The sequence below is a fragment of the Rathayibacter sp. AY1A5 genome, from assembly GCF_002930875.1.
In the GTDB taxonomy this organism is placed as follows: domain Bacteria; phylum Actinomycetota; class Actinomycetes; order Actinomycetales; family Microbacteriaceae; genus Rathayibacter.
In genome coordinates this window covers 103,048-118,353 of record NZ_PSTM01000001.1, presented here as the reverse complement: position 1 = coordinate 118,353, position 15,306 = coordinate 103,048, and the positions used below count along the sequence as shown (strand labels likewise).

Here is a 15,306-nt window from a genome sequence, read left to right as displayed (position 1 = left end):
CTCCGGTCAGCGGGGCGCGCGGACACCGATCCGCTCGCCCCGCTTCCAGAGCCACTCCACCGGACCGAGCTCGAACCGGCGCAGCCACAGGTGCGCCGCGAGCACGACGACCGCCGCGATGAGCAGGAACGCTCCGACGGTCGCCGGGACGCGCCACTGCGCGGCGGTCACCGCCAGCCCGAGTCCCCAGCCGTAGAAGAGGGCGCCGCCGAGCAGGTTCTGCAGGAGGTAGGCGCTCAGGGCGACCCGGCCGACCTCCCGCGCCCGGCGTGCCGCCCAGCCCTCGGCGCCCCGGCGGAGGCAGGCCTCGGCGAGGGCCGCGAGCAGGCCGAGCCCGACCAGGGGCGCGACGAGGTAGCGCTCGGCGAGCAGACCGGCGGCGCTCCCCCCGATGCCCAGCGCGAGGTCGACGGGGAGGGCGAGGGCGCCGAGGACCATCAGGCGGCGGCGGAGTGACGCGCCCTCGGCGGCGAGGACCCCCGCCCGATGGAGGCGCGCGCCGAGGAGGAACATCGCGAGGCTGAGGAGCCCGATGAGCACCGGCTCCGCACGGAAGACGCCCGCGTTCTGCAGCCGGAAGAGGGCGAGGCCGAGGAACGACGCGTCCGCGTAGGGGCTCCGGCCGGTCGGCCCCTGTCCGGCACCGTCCGGGCTCGCCGCCACGAGCGCCACGAGCGCCGAGATCAGGACGACGTGCAGAGCGCCGCAGACGAGGATCACGCGGCGCTGCGTCGTCGGCCGGGTGAGCAGCAGCCAAGCGACGACCGCTCCGGTGACGGCGTATCCCATGAGGACGTCGAACTCCGCGATCAGCACGTAGTTGACCGCGCCGTCCAGGAGGAGGAGCGTCGCGCGCCAGAGGTAGCGGCCCGGCCAGCGCGTCCCGCGCCGGACCGCGGACGCGTGCTGGATCGCGAGGCCCACCCCGAAGGCGAGGGAGAGGAGGGCGAGGAACTTGCCCTGCGCCAGCGCCATCAGCAGGAGCTGCGCAGTCCCGGCGGAGGAGGAGGTCTCCGGCGTCACCGGGACGGAGAGCAGTCCGAGCATCCCCCAGGGGTGGGAGAAGATCCAGATGTTCGTGCCGAGGGTCCCGATGATCGCGACACCGCGGACGACGTCCAGGGTCGCGATGCGGCGGCCGGCTCCGGCACGGGGCGGCAATACGGTCGTATTGGTCATGTCCGAGAGCGTAGCCTGCTCGAGCAGTCGAACGAGAGGGACGCCATGCCGGATCGGCGCGAGAGCAGGAGCGACATCCTCTCGGCGGTCGTCGCCGTCCTCTCGGCCCGCGGGGCGGAGCACCTCAGCATCCGTACCGTCGCGGCCGAGGCCGGCGTCTCAGTGGGGGCCGTCCAGCACCACTTCCCGACGAAGCAGGAGCTGCTGGCCGGCGCGATGGCCCGGGTCGAGGAGCGCTTCCGCGAGCGGATGCGGAGCCGCCTGGAGGCCGAACCCTCGGCCGAGGTGCGGCTGCGCGTCTTCTGCGACGAGATCGCGTGCGTCGCGGACGAGGACGTCCCCGACGCGATCGTGTGGACCGCCTTCGCCTCCCGCGCCGGCACCGATCCGGAGATCCGCGCGATCCACACCGCCGGCTGGTCGCGCACGGAGGACGTCGTCCTGGAGCTGCTGCGCGCCGCGCATCCCGCGGCGTCGTTCGGCGCCGACGACGCCGCGCTTCTCCTCGCGGTCCTCGACGGCATCGCGGTCTCCCGTGCGGCCGAGCGGCCCGCCCGCCTCTCCCCCGCCCGCGCCCGCCGCTTGATCGGCACCGTCCTGGAGCAGCTCGCCGCCCGCTGACCCCCCGAGGTCCGGGCAGCCGTCCGCGCAGGAGGCCGACTCTCGGCACGCCGCTCCGCGGCCACTCGACCAGAAGGGGCGGACGACGGACGCCCTCCCACCGCACGGTAGACACATCGCGCCCTGGAAATGGGAGTCTTGATACGCCGCTCTGCGGCTACTCGACCAGCAGGAGGAGGGAGCGCCCTCTCACCGCAAGGTGGAGGGCGCGTCCGAGAATCGCGTGGCAGCGATTCGAGGCAGCCCGACGGAATACGCTCTGCGGAACGCACCCCGTCGGGAGGCCGACCGCGCTGAGCCGCGCAGGGAGCGGCTCAGAGTCGAGCTCAGCCCAGCGCTCGCTCGATCTTCTCCGTGATCTCGTTCTGGTCGAGGTAGTTGTCGATGACGACGACCTCGGCGAAGGTGCGGCCGATGCGGTCGACGAGCTCGCCGGAGGTGAGGATGACCTGCGCGTCGGCGGCGAGCGCGTCGACGGAGGCCAGGTCGGAGGCGATCACCTCGGCCTCGAGGTCGAGGGTCTCGAGGGCGCGCTCGGCGCCGAGCTTGAGGATGGCGGAGGTGCCGATTCCGGCGCCGCAGAGGGTGACGATCTTCATGCGCTTCTTCCGTGGTGCGGGTGGTGCGGGGTGCTGTCGGTGAGGACGGCGTTGATGCTGCGGAGGGTGCGGGCGGCGGCGAGGGCGCCGACCGCGTCCGGACGGCTGAGCACGTCGGCGAGCCCGGAGACGAAACCGACGTGCCCGTGCGCCTGGGTGGCGGCGATCCCGATGACGACCGAGACCGGATCGTTGGTGCTGTGCCCGAAGGCGACGGGCTCGGCCAGCGTGACGACGGAGAGGCCGTCCGCGAGGACGTCGTTGCCGGGCCGGGCGTGCGCGAGGGCGAGCCCGGGCGCGATGACGATGTACGGCCCGAGCACGTCGACCTGCTCGACCATGCGCCGGGAGTAGGCGGCGTCGACCGCACCGGTCCGCTCGAGAGCACGGCCCGCCTCGAGGACGGCCTCCCGCCAGGATCCGGCGGAGTGGCGGAGGGCCACCGCCTCCTCGGGGAGCGCGTCGAGCGGCACCGTCAGGCCGCCTCGAAGCCGGCGCTGATCGTCTCGACGAGCTCGCGGCGCTCGTCGAGCGGCAGGAAGGCGGCGTGGGCCGCGTTGAGCTGGAAGGCCTCGAAGTCGTCGAGATCGTACCCGAACGCGTCGGACAGGAGGGCGAGCTCGCGGCTGAGGGTCGTCGCGCTCATCAGGCGGTTGTCGGTGTTCACCGTGACGCGGAAGCCCAACTGGTAGAGCAGGTCGAAGGGGTGGTCGGCGAGCTCGGCACCCCACGCCGCGACGGCGCCGGTCTGCAGGTTGGAGGAGGGGCTGAGCTCGAGGGCGATCTCGCGGTCCTTCACCCACTCCGAGAGCTCGCCGAGGGTCACGTAGATCGCGTCGTCGTCCTGGCGCTCGATGCGGATGTCCTCCGCGATCCGGACGCCGTGACCCAGGCGCAGCGCGCGGCCGTCGAGCAGGGCGGAGCGGATGCTGTCGAGGCCGTCCGCCTCCCCCGCGTGCACCGTGGTCGGGAAGTGCGCCGCCGCGAGCAGCTCGAAGGCGGGACGGTGCCTCGAGGCGGGGAAGCCCGCCTCGGCTCCGGCGATGTCGAAGCCGATCGCACCGCGCTCGCGGTGGCGCAGCGCCAGCTCGGCGACCTCGAGCGAGCGGTCCGCGTGCCGCATCGCGGTGATCAGCTGGCCGACGCGGATGCGGTGTCCCTGCGCCGCCGCCTCCTGCACGCCCTGCTGCAGCCCCTCCTGGACCGCCTCGACAGCCGCGTCGAGCGAGAGCCCGGCGCGCTGGTGCTGCTCCGGCGCCCAGCGCACCTCGCCGTGCACGACTCCGTCGGCGGCGAGGTCGAGCACGAACTCGCGGGCCACGCGCTCGAGCGCCGGCGCGGTCTGCATCACGGCGACCGTCGTCTCGAAGGTGGCGATGTAGTCGGTGAGGGAGCCGGAGTCGGCCGTGGCGCGGAACCACTCGGCGAGGGCATCCGGCTCCTCGGCCGGGAGCGGCACGCCCGTCTCGCGGGCGATCTCGAGGACCGACCCTGGCCGCAGCCCCCCGTCGAGGTGGTCGTGCAGCGACACCTTGGGGAGCTCGTCGATGAGGACGCCCTCGCCCGGGAGGAGGTACTCCTCGGTCTGATCGGTCACGGTGCTCCTCGCGGGTCGGCGGTGGTTCGCCGACCACCCTAGAGGGTCGGCGGGAGCGGCTCGCCGGGCGGCGCCTCCTCCGTGCCGGGCGGCGCGGGGCTAGGAGACGCGCTCCGCCACGAGGGGGCCGCCGTCGAGCACCTCGTCGCCGTCGTCGCCGATCCGGTAGGCACCGTCGAGCGCCTCGAGCGCCCGGGCGAAGCGCTCCGGCTCGTCGGCCGACAGCGTGAGCAGGGGCCGGCCCGCGCGGACGCGGTCGCCCGGCTTCGCGTGCAGGTCGATCCCCGCCGCGTGCTGCACCGCGTCGGACTGGCGGGCGCGTCCGGCGCCCAGGCGCCAGGCGGCGATGCCGAACGGCAGCGCCTGCTGCTCCACCAGGACGCCGTCGCGCTCGGCGACCACGACGTGGGTCTCGCGGGCCTCGGGAAGCGCCGCATCCGGATCCCCTCCCTGAGCGCGGATGACCGCGCGCCAGGTGTCCATCGCCGCGCCGCCGTCGAGGGCGCGCTCGACGTCCGCGTCCGGCTGCCCGGCGAGGGCCAGCATCTCGCGGGCCAGGGCCAGCGTCAGCTCCCGGACGTCCGGGGGGCCGCCGCCGGCGAGCACCTCGACCGACTCCCGCACCTCGTTCGCGTTGCCGATGGCCAGACCGAGCGGCACGTTCATGTTGGTCAGCAGCGCGGTGGTCCGCACCCCCGCGTCGTTGCCGAGGTCGACCATCGCCCGCGCCAGCTCCCGCGAGCGCTCGATGTCGACCATGAACGCCCCGGAGCCGAACTTCACGTCGAGCACCAGGGCGTCGGTCCCCTCGGCGATCTTCTTCGACATGATCGAGGACGCGATCAGCGGGATCGCCTCGACGGTCCCGGTGATGTCCCGGAGCGCGTAGAGCTTCTTGTCGGCCGGGGCCAAGCCCGAGCCCGCGGCGCAGATCACGCCGCCGACCGTCCGCAGCTGCTCCAGCATCTCCTCGTTGCCGAGGTCGGCCCGCCAGCCCGGGATCGACTCCAGCTTGTCGAGCGTTCCGCCCGTGTGGCCGAGCCCGCGTCCCGAGAGCTGGGGCACCGCCACGCCGAAGGAGGCGACCAGCGGCATCAGCGGCAGCGTGATCTTGTCGCCGACCCCGCCCGTGGAGTGCTTGTCGACCGTGCGCTTGCCGAGTCCGTCGAAGCGCATGCGCTCGCCGCTGGCGATCATCGCCAGGGTGAGGTCGCGGATCTCGTCGCGCTCCATCCCGTTCAGCAGGACCGCCATCGCGAAGGCCGCCATCTGCTCGTCGGCGACGTAGCCGCGGGTGTAGGCGTCGATCAGCCAGTCGATCTGCGCGGTCGAGAGCGTGCCGCGGTCGCGCTTGGTGCGGATGATGTCGACGGCGTCGAAGTCCTCGACGGGGGTGGTGCGGGTCATGCGGAGTCCTCGGTTCGGGAGTGGGAGCGGTGACGGCGGCCCTAGGAGGCGGCGTAGGCCTCGAGCGTGCGCGGGCCGAAGGCGTCGGGGATGACCTCGTCGATCGTCTTCACGCCCGACACGGTCTGGAGGAGCATGCCCTCGGCCGAGTGCTCGAAGAGCAGCTGGCGGCAGCGCCCGCAGGGCATCAGGACGCCGCCCTTCCCGTCGACGCAGGTGAAGGCGACGAGCCGGCCGCCGCCCGTCATGTGCAGAGAGGACACCAGCGCGCACTCGGCGCAGAGCGTGAGCCCGTAGGAGGCGTTCTCGACGTTGCAGCCCGAGATCGTCCGGCCGTCGTCCACGAGCGCGGCGACCCCGACGGGGAACTTCGAGTACGGGACGTAGGCGTGGCTCATGGCCTCCAGGGCGGCCTCGCGCAGCGCCTCCCAGTCGATGTCGGTCACGACGGCTCCTCTCAGGACTTCAGGTACGGCTTGCCGGCGGCGGCCGGTCCGCGGGACTGGCCGACGAGACCGGCCACCGCGAAGATCGTCACGACGTACGGCAGCATCAGCATGAACTCGCTGGGCACGGGCGAGCCGATGACGCCGAGCACGTTCTGCAGGTTGGTCGCGAAGCCGAACAGGAGCGACGCGAGCGTCGCCTTGATCGGGTCCCAGCGGCCGAAGATGACGGCGGCCAGGGCGATGAAGCCCGCGCCCGCGGTCATCTCCTTGCCGAACGCGCCGACCGCGTCGAGCGTGTAGTACGCGCCGCCGACTCCGGCGATCGCACCGGCGAGGGAGACGTTCCAGAAGCGCGTGCGGGCGACATCGATGCCCACGGTGTCCGCGGCCTGCGGGTGCTCGCCCACGGCGCGCAGGCGGAGGCCCCACTTGGTCTTGAACAGGCCCCACCACACCGCGAAGATCGCGAAGTACATCAGGTAGACGATCACCGTCTGGTTGAACAGGACGGCGCCCACGATCGGCACCTGGCTGAGCACCGGGATCGGGAGGCGGTCGAACTTCACCGGCGAGTTGAACGTCGACGCGTCGGCGGAGAGGACCTGGGAGTAGAGGAAGCTCGTCAGGCCGGTCACCAGCACGTTCAGCACGACTCCGACGATCACCTGGTCGACCAGGTACTTGATCGCGAAGGCGGCCAGCACGAACGACACCAGGACGCTCGCCACCATCGCCGCGAGCAGGCCGAGCACTGGCTGGCGGGTGAGGGAGCCGACCATCGCCGCGGTGAAGGCGCCGGCGAGCAGCTGCCCCTCGATCGCGACGTTGACGACTCCGACCCGCTCGGAGATGACGCCGCCGAGCGAGCCGAAGATCAGCGGAGTGGCGAGCCCGACGGTCCCGAGCAGCAGCCCCGAGACGGGCAGCGCGGCACCGGCCGACGCCCAGACGAGGAACCCGATCAGGAAGACCAGGGCGAAGACCGCCGAGAGCCAGAGCGGGATCCGGCGGCCGGCGCGGGTGAGCGCGGCCGACGCGACGGCCAGGGCGACCAGGAGGATCGCGACGACCACGCCCGTCCCCCGCGTCGGGAACGGGATGTCCGGCAGCGCGAAGAAGTCGGTCCCCGCGGCGAGGCGGAACGAGCTCGTCCCGTCGCGGCCGAGGGCCACGAAGAGGACGACGGCGAGCAGCGCGAAGACGCCGAACGCGATCGGCGCCTTCCAGCTGCGGATCACGACGCGCTCGGGGGCGGTGGCGACGGCGGTGCTCATGCGGACACCTCCGAGGTGCGGCGGGTGCGGCGCTTCGGGGCGGCCCCGGGCGTCGGGAGGCGGAAGATCGCGCGCACCAGCGGCGGTGCGGCGATGAAGAGGACGATCAGCGACTGGACGACGAGGACCACGTCGATCGGCACGCCCTCGGCGGCCTGCATCGAGTAGCCGCCCGCCTTGAAGGCGCCGAAGAGGATGCCGGCGAAGAACACGCCCCAGGGTCGGGAGCGGCCCAGCAGCGCGACCGTGATCGCGTCGAAGCCGATGCCCGCGTCGATCCCGGAGGTGAATCCGGTCGTGACCGTCCCCATCACCTGGGCGCTGCCGGCGAGGCCGAGCAGGCCGCCGGAGAGCAGCATCGCGTACACGTAGCTGTTCTTCACGTCGATGCCCGCGACCCGTGCCGCGTGCGGGTTCTCCCCCACCGCGCGGAACTTGAAGCCGATCGTCGAGCGGTTCAGGAGCCACCAGACGAACACAGTCGCGAGGACCGCGAAGACGAAGCCGAGCGTGAGCGAGTATCCGGGGCCGAGGAGCGCCGGGAAGACCGCGGTCTCTTTCATCCCGGGCGACTTCGGGTTGTTCGAGCCGGGCGCCTGCAGGGCGCCGGGCGTCCGCAGGAGGTAGGAGATCAGGTAGAACGCGACGTAGTTGAGCATGATCGTGAGGATCACCTCGTGCGCGCCGGTGCGGGCCTTGAGCAGTCCCACGAGTCCGCCCCAGAGCGCGCCGCCCAGGATGCCGGCGGCGAGCGCGACGATCAGGTGCACGCCCCACGGGAGGTCGAAGGAGAAGCCGACCCAGCCCGCGCAGGCGGCGGCGATCAGCATCTGGCCGCGGCCGCCGATGTTGAACAGGCCGACGCGGAAGGCCAGCGCCACTCCGAGCCCGCCGGCGATCAGCGGAGTCGCGAAGGCCAGGGTGTCCGTCAGCGGCTTGATGCCGTTGGCGAAGCCCTCGCGGCGGAAGTTGTAGACCGAGCCCTGGAAGAGCGAGGAGTAGGCACCGGAGACGGACTGCCAGATCGCCTGCAGGGTGTCGAGCGGCCGGGCGAAGAAGTAGCCCGACGCCGCCTGGACGTCCTTGTCGGTCGCGGCGATCAGCACGCCGCCCGCGATGAGGGAGAGCAGCACGGCGAGCACCGACATCAGCGCGGTGCCGGAGAGGATCTCGCGCAGGACGCGGGAGGCGCCGCTCTCGAGCGGGCCGGGGCGCACCTCCTGATCCGGCTTCTGGCCGGGCTCGAGCCCGGACGCCTTCTCGGTCTCCGCGTCGGGATCGACCGCGGGCAGTTGCGCGTCGCTCACGCCGCCGCTCCCTTCTCGGCGGGCGTCTGCCCGGCCATCATGAGCCCCAGGACCTCGCGGGGCGTGTCGGCGGGGACGATGCCGATGATCCCGCCCTTGTACATGACCGCGATGCGGTCGGCGAGCGCCGCGACCTCGTCGAGCTCGGTCGACACCACGATCACGGGGACCCCGGTGTCGCGCGTCTCGACGATGCGCTTGTGGACGAACTCGATGGAGCCGACGTCGATGCCGCGAGTGGGCTGCGCCGCGATGAACAGCCGCAGCTCCCGGCTGAGCTCGCGCGCGAGCACCACCTTCTGCTGGTTGCCTCCGGAGAGGCGGCCGACGTGGGTGCCGATCCCCTGGGCGCGCACGTCGAACTCGCGCACCCGCTCCTCGGCGAAGCGCTCGAGCTCCTTGAGCCGCAGGCCCAGTCCCTTCACGAACGGACCGCGGTCGCTGCGGTCGAGCATGAGGTTCTCGGCGATCGTGAACTCGGCGACCAGACCGTCCTCGGTGCGGTCCTCGGGGACGAAGCCGACCCCCGACTCGAGGACGCGGCGCACGGACAGCCCGTCGAGGCGGCGCCCGTCCAGGGTCACCGAGCCCTCGACCCGCTCCTGCAGGCCCATGATCGCCTCGGTGAGCTCCGTCTGGCCGTTGCCCTGCACGCCCGCGATCGCGAGGATCTCGCCGCGGCGGACCTCGAAGGAGACGTCGTCGACGACGGCCTGACCGTTGGCGTCGCGCACGGTGAGGTTCGAGACGACGAGGGCCTCGTCGCCCGGCACCGCCTGCTCCTTCTGCACCGTCAGCTCGACGGCGCGGCCCACCATCAGCGAGGCGAGCTCGGCGTTGCTCGCCGTCGGCGACGCCTCCCCCACGACTCTGCCGAGGCGGATGACCGTGATGCGGTCTCCGACCTCGCGCACCTCGCGGAGCTTGTGCGTGATGAAGACGATGGCGGTCCCGGCCGCACGCAGCTGGCGCATGATCGCGATCAGCTCGTCGGTCTCCTGCGGGGTCAGCACCGCGGTCGGCTCGTCGAACACGAGCACCCGGGCGTCGCGCGAGAGCGCCTTGATGATCTCGACCCGCTGCTGCACGCCGACGGGGAGGTCCTCGACAAGGGCGTCGGGATCCACGTCGAAGCCGAAGCGGTCCGAGATCTCGCGCACCCGGGCGCGCGCGGCGGCGAGGTCCAGGCGCCCGCCGGCCTTCGTCTCCTCGTGGCCCAGCATGACGTTCTCGGCGACGGTGAACACGGGGACGAGCATGAAGTGCTGGTGGACCATCCCGATGCCCGCCTTCATGGCGTCACCCGGACCGGAGAAGTGCTGGACCGCGTCGTCCAGCAGGATCTCCCCCTCCTCGGCCTGGTAGAGGCCGTAGAGCACGTTCATAAGCGTCGACTTGCCCGCGCCGTTCTCGCCGAGGAGGCAGTGGATCTCACCGGGTTCGACGGTGAGATCGATGTGGTCGTTGGCCACGAGCGCGCCGAAGCGCTTCGTGATGCCACGCAGTTCGAGCTTCATGGGACCAATCTAACTTTCGGTTCGCGCCACGATGCGCCGTCGGCCGGGATCGAGGGACGCAGCGGAGCCGATCGGCCCGCCGGACCGACGAAGAGGCCGGCGGGCCCGAGGTGTGCTCGGGCCCGCCGGCCTCTTCGAGGAAGCGGCTAGGACGCCGCGGGAGCGGACGGGGAGGTGACGGTGATGGAGCCGTCGATGATGCCCGCCTTGATGGTGTCGAGCTCGCCCTGCAGGTCGCCCGAGACCTTCGACTCGAAGTCGTGGAACGGCGCGATGCCGACTCCGTCGTTCTCGAGGGTGCCCACGAAGGGAGTGGGGTCGAAGTCGTCGGCTCCGGCGGAGCTGGTGACGTCGGTCGTGCCGGCCTCGATGCCCTTGAGGATCGAGGTCAGGTACAGGTCGGCGCCGTCGGGGTAGGTCTCGTACAGGTCCGCGTCCACGCCGACCATCGCGATGTCCTTGCCGGAGTCGCGGATCGCCTCGATCGCCGACTGGAAGATCGGACCGCCGACGGGGAGGATGACGTCCGCGTTCTGGTCGATCAGCGACTGCGCGGCCGACTTGGCCTCGACGCCCGCCGCGAAGCCGCCGGTGAAGGAGCCGGTCTGCGCGTCGACGTCCCAGCCGACGACCTTGACGTCCTTCCCCTTCTGCTCGTTGTAGTACTTCACGCCGTCGGCGTAGCCGTCCATGAAGATCGTGACGGTCGGGAACTGCTGGCCGCCGTAGGTGCCGACGACGCCGGTCTTGGAGTACGACGCGGCCGCGTAGCCGGCGAGGAACGCCGCCTGCGAGGTGTCGAAGGTGATCGGCTTGACGTTCGGCAGGTCGATCGACGCGTCGTCGATGATCGCGAAGTCGATGTCCGTGTTCGCCTCGGCCGCGGCCGACGTGGCCTCGGCCAGCGCGAAGCCGACGGTGATGATCAGGTTGCAGCCCTGGTCGACGAGGCTGGTCAGGTTCGGGGCGTAGTCCGTCTCGGACTCCGAGGTGACGGTCTTCGGCGTGACGCCGAGGTCCTCCGAGGCCTTCACGAGGCCGTTGTAGCCGAGCTCGTTGAACGACTTGTCGTCGAACCCGCCCGCGTCGGAGACCATGCAGGGCAGGAAGTCGCCACCGGCGGCGGCGCTGGAGCCGCTCTCCTCGGGGGCGGAGGCGCAACCGGCGAGAAGCGCGGTGACGCCGAGGGCGGCGAGACCGCCGAACGCGGCCTTACGCGAGGTGATAGTCAAGATGTCGTCCTCCAGGAATGCGGCCCCGCGCGACGAGCGCAACAGGGCGTCGATCCCCACACGTTACCCAATGTGACAAGCCGCTCAGCCGCCCGGACGGTGGTGGTCAGGAAGAGTTACACAGTGTTGATCTTCGCGACATGCGGAGCGTGTCGCGGGGCGGTCGGCTGTGCTCGATTCCGAGCCGCGGAGCGGCTCGGCGCGGTCGGCTTCGCGACGGGTGCGTTCCGCAGAGCGGGTCACGTCGGGCTGGCCTGAATCGCTTGGCACGCGATTCCGGCTCGCGGCCCTCTCCCCTGCTGCCGGACGTCGAAGGCGTTCGGAGGAGCTCCGCGCTGCGCGCGGTCGGGCTCGACGCGATGCTCCTCCATGGTGGTCGAGTTGCCGCGGAAGCGGCGTATCGAGACCCAGCCACCAGCACCCAGGGCGACGGCCGAGGCCCTCATCGAGGGTGGTCGAGTGGCCGCGCGAACGGCGTATCAGGACCGCCGCACGCGCATGAGGCGAGGGGCGGAACGGCGAGGGGCGGAACGGCGAAGCGCGGCGCCTCCGAGGGGAGGGCCGCGCTTCGACGGGTGGGACGGAGGGCTAGAGGACGTCGGTGCGGCCGGAGAGGCGCAGGGCGTCGACGACGCCCTTGACCTTCTGGGCGTTCTCGGTCGTGGTCACCAGGAGTGCGTCGGGGGTGTCCACGACGACGATGTCCTTCACTCCGATGAGGGCGATGGTGCGGTTGCCGCCGCTGACTACGATGCCCGTCGCGGAGTCGGCCAGAACACGCGCGTCCTCGCCGAGGATGGCGAGGTCCGAGCGGAGTCCGCTCGAGTGCAGCTTCGCGATCGAGGCGAAGTCGCCCACGTCGTCCCAGGAGAAGTGGCCGGGCACGACGGCCAGCTTGCCCGCGGCCGCGGCCGGCTCGGCGACGGAGTAGTCGATCGCGATCTTCTCCAGGCCCGGCCAGATGCGGTCGACGACCGCGCCGCGCTCCGGGGTGTCCCACGCGGCGGCGAGCTCGAGCAGTCCGGCGAGCAGCTTCGGCTTGGCGCGGCCGAGCTCCTCGAGGAGGCGGTCGGCGCGGGCGATGAACATGCCCGCGTTCCAGAGGTACTGACCACTGGAGAGATAGGCGCGCGCGGTGTCGGCGTCGGGTTTCTCGACGAAGGAGTCGACGGCGAGCGTGTGCGTCGCCCCGTCGATCCCGAGGTGCTTCCCCGTGCGGATGTAGCCGAAGCCCACGGCAGGCTCGGTCGGCGTGATGCCGATGGTCGCGATGTAGCCCGCGTCCGCCGCGACGACGGCCTCGGCGACCGCGTCGTGGAACAGCTGCTGACCGCTGATGACGTGGTCGGCGGCGAACGAGCCGATGATCACGCCGGGCTGGCGGCGCTCGAGGATGGCGGCGGCCAGGCCGATCGCGGCGGACGAGTCCCGCGGCTCGCTCTCGAGGACGACGTTGAGGTCCTCGAGGCTCTCGAGCTGCTCCTCGACGGCGGCGCGGTGCGCGCGCCCGGTCACGACCATGATCCGGTCGGCGCCCGAGATGGGCGCGAGGCGGTCCCAGGTGTCGCGGAGGAGGGTCTGTCCCGACCCCGTCAGATCGTGCAGGAACTTCGGGGCGTCGGCCCGGGAGAGCGGCCACAGCCTCGAGCCGATCCCGCCGGCGGGGATCACGCTGTAGAAGCGGTCGAGCGGGGCGCGGCCATCGGTCTCAGGTGATGTCATGTCCGCAGGATACAAGGGAGCCCGAGCGCGACCGTCCGTTCACCCGGGCGCGCGCCGCCGTTCATCCCGCCGCCGTAGCGTCCGGGGCGTGAGAGTCGCGGTCGTCACCGAGAGCTTCCTGCCGTCGTTGAACGGCGTGACCACGAGCGTCCTGCGGGTGCTCGACGAGTTCGCGGAGCGCGGGATCGAGGCGCTCGTCGTCTGCCCGGCCGCGGGGGCGCCGGGCCACTACGCGGGCCACCGCGTCGTGGAGCACCCGGCGATCGCCTACCGCGACTTCCCGGTCGGGATCCCCACGCTCGCCCTCACCCGGGAGCTGGCCGACTTCGAGCCCGACGTGGTGCACGTCGCCTCGCCCTTCCTCCTCGGCGCCCGCGCCATCGCCTCGGCCGGCCGGCTCGGGGTGCCGAGTGTCGCGATCTACCAGACGGACGTCGCGCGATTCGCGGCCCGCTACGGCATCCGCGGCGCCCGCGCCCTCGCCTGGCGGGTGATCCGCCAGATCCACGCCGGGGCGGACCTGACCCTCGCCCCCTCCACGAGCGCCCTCGACGACCTCGCCGCCGCCGGCATCGAGCGCACCGCCCTGTGGGGCCGCGGCGTGCAGAGCGAGCGCTTCCACCCGCGCCGCCGCTCCTCCCCCTACGCGCAGGCCGTCCGTGCCGGACTCGGCGCCGACGACGCGCTCGTCGGCTACATCGGGCGCCTCTCCCCCGAGAAGAGGGTGGAGCGGATGGCGGCGCTCGCCTCCCTCCCGCACGCGGAGCTGGTCGTGGGCGGCTACGGCCCCTCCTCCGCCCGGGTCGCCGCCGCCCTCGGCCCGGCGGCGCGGATGCTCGGCCGGCTCGACGGCGACCGGCTGCCGGCGGTCTTCGCCGCGCTCGACGTCTTCGTGCACACCGGCACGGAGGAGACGTTCGGCCAGACGGTCCAGGAGGCGCAGGCGTCCGGCACCGCGGTGGTCGCGCCGCACGCGGGCGGCCCCACCGACCTCATCGAGCACGGCGTGGACGGCCTGCTCTACGCGCCCGAGAGCGACTCCGACCTCCGCCGGCAGGTGGAGCGCCTGGTCCGAGATCCCGCACTGCGCGCCCGGCTCGGCGAGGCGGGCCGCCGCCGCGTGCTCCACCGCACCTGGAGCGCGCTCACCGACGAGCTCCTCGCGCACTACGCGACCGCGGGGGCGCCCGCCCTCGCCCTGCCCCGCAGCTAAGGCTCGCCTAAGCCGCGCCCGCCTGCGAGCGCGCTTAGAATCGGAGGGCGAGTTTCTCGTCGCTCCCCGCCCCGTCCCCGTCCACGCGACGTGGGAACAGGTCAGGCCGTCGGAGCACAACCAGGGAGGGTTGTTCGTGTCAGTTCAAGCTGCTCAAACCCTCGCACCCCGGAAGCAGGGGAAGATCCGGCGTCCGGCCGGCACCCTGTACCGCGGTCGCGAAGGCATGTGGTCATGGGTGCTCCACCGGATCACCGGTGTCGCCATCTTCTTCTTCCTCCTCGTCCACGTCCTCGACTCCGCTCTCATCGCCGTGAGCCCCGAGGCGTACAACGCGGTCATCGGCACGTACAAGAATCCGATCATGGGACTCGGCGAGACCGGGCTCGTGGGCGCCATCGCGTTCCACGCGCTGAACGGCCTGCGGATCATCCTGGTCGACTTCTGGAGCTGGGCGACCCGCAACCAGCGCGTCCTCTTCTGGGTCGTCATGGGCCTCTGGGTCGTGCTGATGCTCGGCTTCGCGCCGCGCCACCTGATCAACGTCTTCAGCGAGGGGGGTGCGCATTGAGCACCGTCGCCGCACCGCGGACCCCGCACACCCCGACCCGCTCCTCCGGCACCAACTGGGAGAAGTGGGGCTGGATCTACATGCGCGCCTCCGGCGTCGTGCTGATCGTCCTGATCTTCGGGCACCTCATCTACAACCTGCTGCTGGGCGACGGCATCAAGGCCATCGACTTCGGCTTCGTCGGCGGCAAGCTGGCGAATCCGTTCTGGCAGTGGTGGGACGTCCTCATGCTATGGCTCGCGCTGATCCACGGCGGCAACGGCATGCGCACGCTGGTCAACGACTACGCGACCTCGCCCCTGCTGGCCAAGGCCTTCAAGGGCGGCATCCTCGTCGCCGTCGTCGCGCTGATCGCGCTCGGCACCTGGGTCGTCTTCGCGTTCGACCCGTGCCCCGCCGGCACCGCCGCGGACCTGCTGCCCTCCTTCTGCGCAGCGTGACCACGGTGCCGCGGATCGGAGAGGGGCCCGCGCCCCTCCCGGTTCGCGGCACCGCGTCCCGGCACCTCCCCCTCCCATCCCCGTACGACGGAGCACCCACCCCGTGAGCACACCAGGCCACTCCCACACCGGCGCCGACCAGAGCGCCTTCGCGCAGACCGTCGGACCCGACGGCGTC

15 protein-coding genes are annotated in these 15,306 nt (G+C 72.0%); 4 read left to right on the top strand and 11 right to left on the bottom strand.

Annotation, left to right across the window (positions count from 1 at the left end):
* Window positions 1–6: 6 nt before the first annotated feature.
* Complete coding sequence (locus tag C5B98_RS00620; RefSeq protein WP_104319053.1) at window positions 7–1,179, bottom strand: DUF418 domain-containing protein; 1,173 nt, start codon at window positions 1,177–1,179, stop codon at window positions 7–9.
* 45 nt (window positions 1,180–1,224) lie between these two features.
* On the opposite strand from C5B98_RS00620, the gene C5B98_RS00615 reads away from it, so the two are divergent.
* The gene (locus C5B98_RS00615; protein ID WP_104327112.1) at window positions 1,225–1,800 is read left to right on the top strand and encodes a TetR/AcrR family transcriptional regulator; all 576 of its coding nucleotides are present in this window, start codon (window positions 1,225–1,227) and stop codon (window positions 1,798–1,800) included.
* A 326-nt stretch (window positions 1,801–2,126) separates the two neighbouring features.
* On the opposite strand, the gene C5B98_RS00610 is transcribed toward C5B98_RS00615, so the two are convergent.
* The 10 genes from C5B98_RS00610 to C5B98_RS00565 all read right to left on the bottom strand — a co-directional run bounded on the left by C5B98_RS00610 (window position 2,127) and on the right by C5B98_RS00565 (window position 12,904).
* A complete protein-coding gene (locus C5B98_RS00610; RefSeq protein ID WP_104226416.1) occupies window positions 2,127–2,399 on the bottom strand; it encodes a PTS sugar transporter subunit IIB in 273 nt (90 codons plus the stop codon).
* Complete coding sequence (locus C5B98_RS00605; protein WP_104223177.1) at window positions 2,396–2,872, bottom strand: PTS sugar transporter subunit IIA; 477 nt, start codon at window positions 2,870–2,872, stop codon at window positions 2,396–2,398. The genes C5B98_RS00610 and C5B98_RS00605 overlap by 4 nt, the downstream gene beginning before the upstream one ends.
* A 2-nt stretch (window positions 2,873–2,874) precedes the next feature.
* Window positions 2,875–3,996, bottom strand: coding sequence for an adenosine deaminase (locus C5B98_RS00600; RefSeq protein ID WP_104327111.1), 1,122 nt, complete (start codon window positions 3,994–3,996; stop codon window positions 2,875–2,877).
* A 99-nt stretch (window positions 3,997–4,095) separates the two neighbouring features.
* Window positions 4,096–5,403, bottom strand: a complete 1,308-nt coding sequence (locus tag C5B98_RS00595; RefSeq protein ID WP_104324248.1) for a thymidine phosphorylase — start codon at window positions 5,401–5,403, stop codon at window positions 4,096–4,098.
* A 41-nt stretch (window positions 5,404–5,444) separates the two neighbouring features.
* Window positions 5,445–5,849 carry a cytidine deaminase gene (locus tag C5B98_RS00590; protein ID WP_104223180.1) on the bottom strand — a complete coding sequence of 135 codons (405 nt, stop codon included), beginning with the start codon at window positions 5,847–5,849 and terminating at the stop codon, window positions 5,445–5,447.
* 11 nt (window positions 5,850–5,860) lie between these two features.
* Window positions 5,861–7,126 (bottom strand): ABC transporter permease, encoded by a 1,266-nt coding sequence (locus C5B98_RS00585; RefSeq protein ID WP_104327110.1) that lies wholly within the window; start codon window positions 7,124–7,126, stop codon window positions 5,861–5,863.
* Window positions 7,123–8,433, bottom strand: a complete 1,311-nt coding sequence (locus tag C5B98_RS00580) for an ABC transporter permease (RefSeq protein ID WP_219812597.1) — start codon at window positions 8,431–8,433, stop codon at window positions 7,123–7,125. The genes C5B98_RS00585 and C5B98_RS00580 overlap by 4 nt, the downstream gene beginning before the upstream one ends.
* Window positions 8,430–9,950, bottom strand: coding sequence for an ABC transporter ATP-binding protein (locus tag C5B98_RS00575; RefSeq protein WP_104223182.1), 1,521 nt, complete (start codon window positions 9,948–9,950; stop codon window positions 8,430–8,432). Before C5B98_RS00575 ends, C5B98_RS00580 begins: the two co-directional genes overlap by 4 nt.
* Window positions 9,951–10,096: 146 nt before the next feature.
* Complete coding sequence (locus C5B98_RS00570; protein ID WP_104246690.1) at window positions 10,097–11,182, bottom strand: BMP family protein; 1,086 nt, start codon at window positions 11,180–11,182, stop codon at window positions 10,097–10,099.
* A gap of 588 nt (window positions 11,183–11,770) precedes the next feature.
* A complete protein-coding gene (locus C5B98_RS00565) occupies window positions 11,771–12,904 on the bottom strand; it encodes a mannose-1-phosphate guanylyltransferase (RefSeq protein ID WP_104223184.1) in 1,134 nt (377 codons plus the stop codon).
* 88 nt (window positions 12,905–12,992) lie between these two features.
* Between C5B98_RS00565 and C5B98_RS00560 the strand changes: the two genes are divergently transcribed.
* The 3 genes from C5B98_RS00560 to C5B98_RS00550 all read left to right on the top strand — a co-directional run bounded on the left by C5B98_RS00560 (window position 12,993) and on the right by C5B98_RS00550 (window position 15,128).
* Window positions 12,993–14,117, top strand: coding sequence for a glycosyltransferase family 1 protein (locus C5B98_RS00560; RefSeq protein ID WP_181065415.1), 1,125 nt, complete (start codon window positions 12,993–12,995; stop codon window positions 14,115–14,117).
* A 184-nt stretch (window positions 14,118–14,301) separates the two neighbouring features.
* A complete protein-coding gene (sdhC, locus tag C5B98_RS00555; RefSeq protein WP_258059417.1) occupies window positions 14,302–14,688 on the top strand; it encodes a succinate dehydrogenase, cytochrome b556 subunit in 387 nt (128 codons plus the stop codon).
* Window positions 14,685–15,128: a succinate dehydrogenase hydrophobic membrane anchor subunit gene (locus C5B98_RS00550; RefSeq protein ID WP_104223187.1), complete on the top strand. Its 444-nt coding sequence runs from the start codon at window positions 14,685–14,687 to the stop codon at window positions 15,126–15,128. Before sdhC ends, C5B98_RS00550 begins: the two co-directional genes overlap by 4 nt.
* The last annotated feature ends 178 nt before the right edge of the window (window positions 15,129–15,306 follow it).

Excerpts from the sequence above, each read along its gene's own strand:
- C5B98_RS00565 (WP_104223184.1), bottom strand. The coding sequence starts at position 12,904 with ATGACATCACCTGAGACCGATGGCCGCGCCCCGCTCGACCGCTTCTAC.
- C5B98_RS00620 (WP_104319053.1), bottom strand. The coding sequence starts at position 1,179 with ATGACCAATACGACCGTATTGCCGCCCCGTGCCGGAGCCGGCCGCCGC.
- C5B98_RS00595 (WP_104324248.1), bottom strand. The coding sequence starts at position 5,403 with ATGACCCGCACCACCCCCGTCGAGGACTTCGACGCCGTCGACATCATC.
- C5B98_RS00615 (WP_104327112.1), top strand. The coding sequence starts at position 1,225 with ATGCCGGATCGGCGCGAGAGCAGGAGCGACATCCTCTCGGCGGTCGTC.
- C5B98_RS00575 (WP_104223182.1), bottom strand. The coding sequence starts at position 9,950 with ATGAAGCTCGAACTGCGTGGCATCACGAAGCGCTTCGGCGCGCTCGTG.
- C5B98_RS00585 (WP_104327110.1), bottom strand. The coding sequence starts at position 7,126 with ATGAGCACCGCCGTCGCCACCGCCCCCGAGCGCGTCGTGATCCGCAGC.
- C5B98_RS00610 (WP_104226416.1), bottom strand. The coding sequence starts at position 2,399 with ATGAAGATCGTCACCCTCTGCGGCGCCGGAATCGGCACCTCCGCCATC.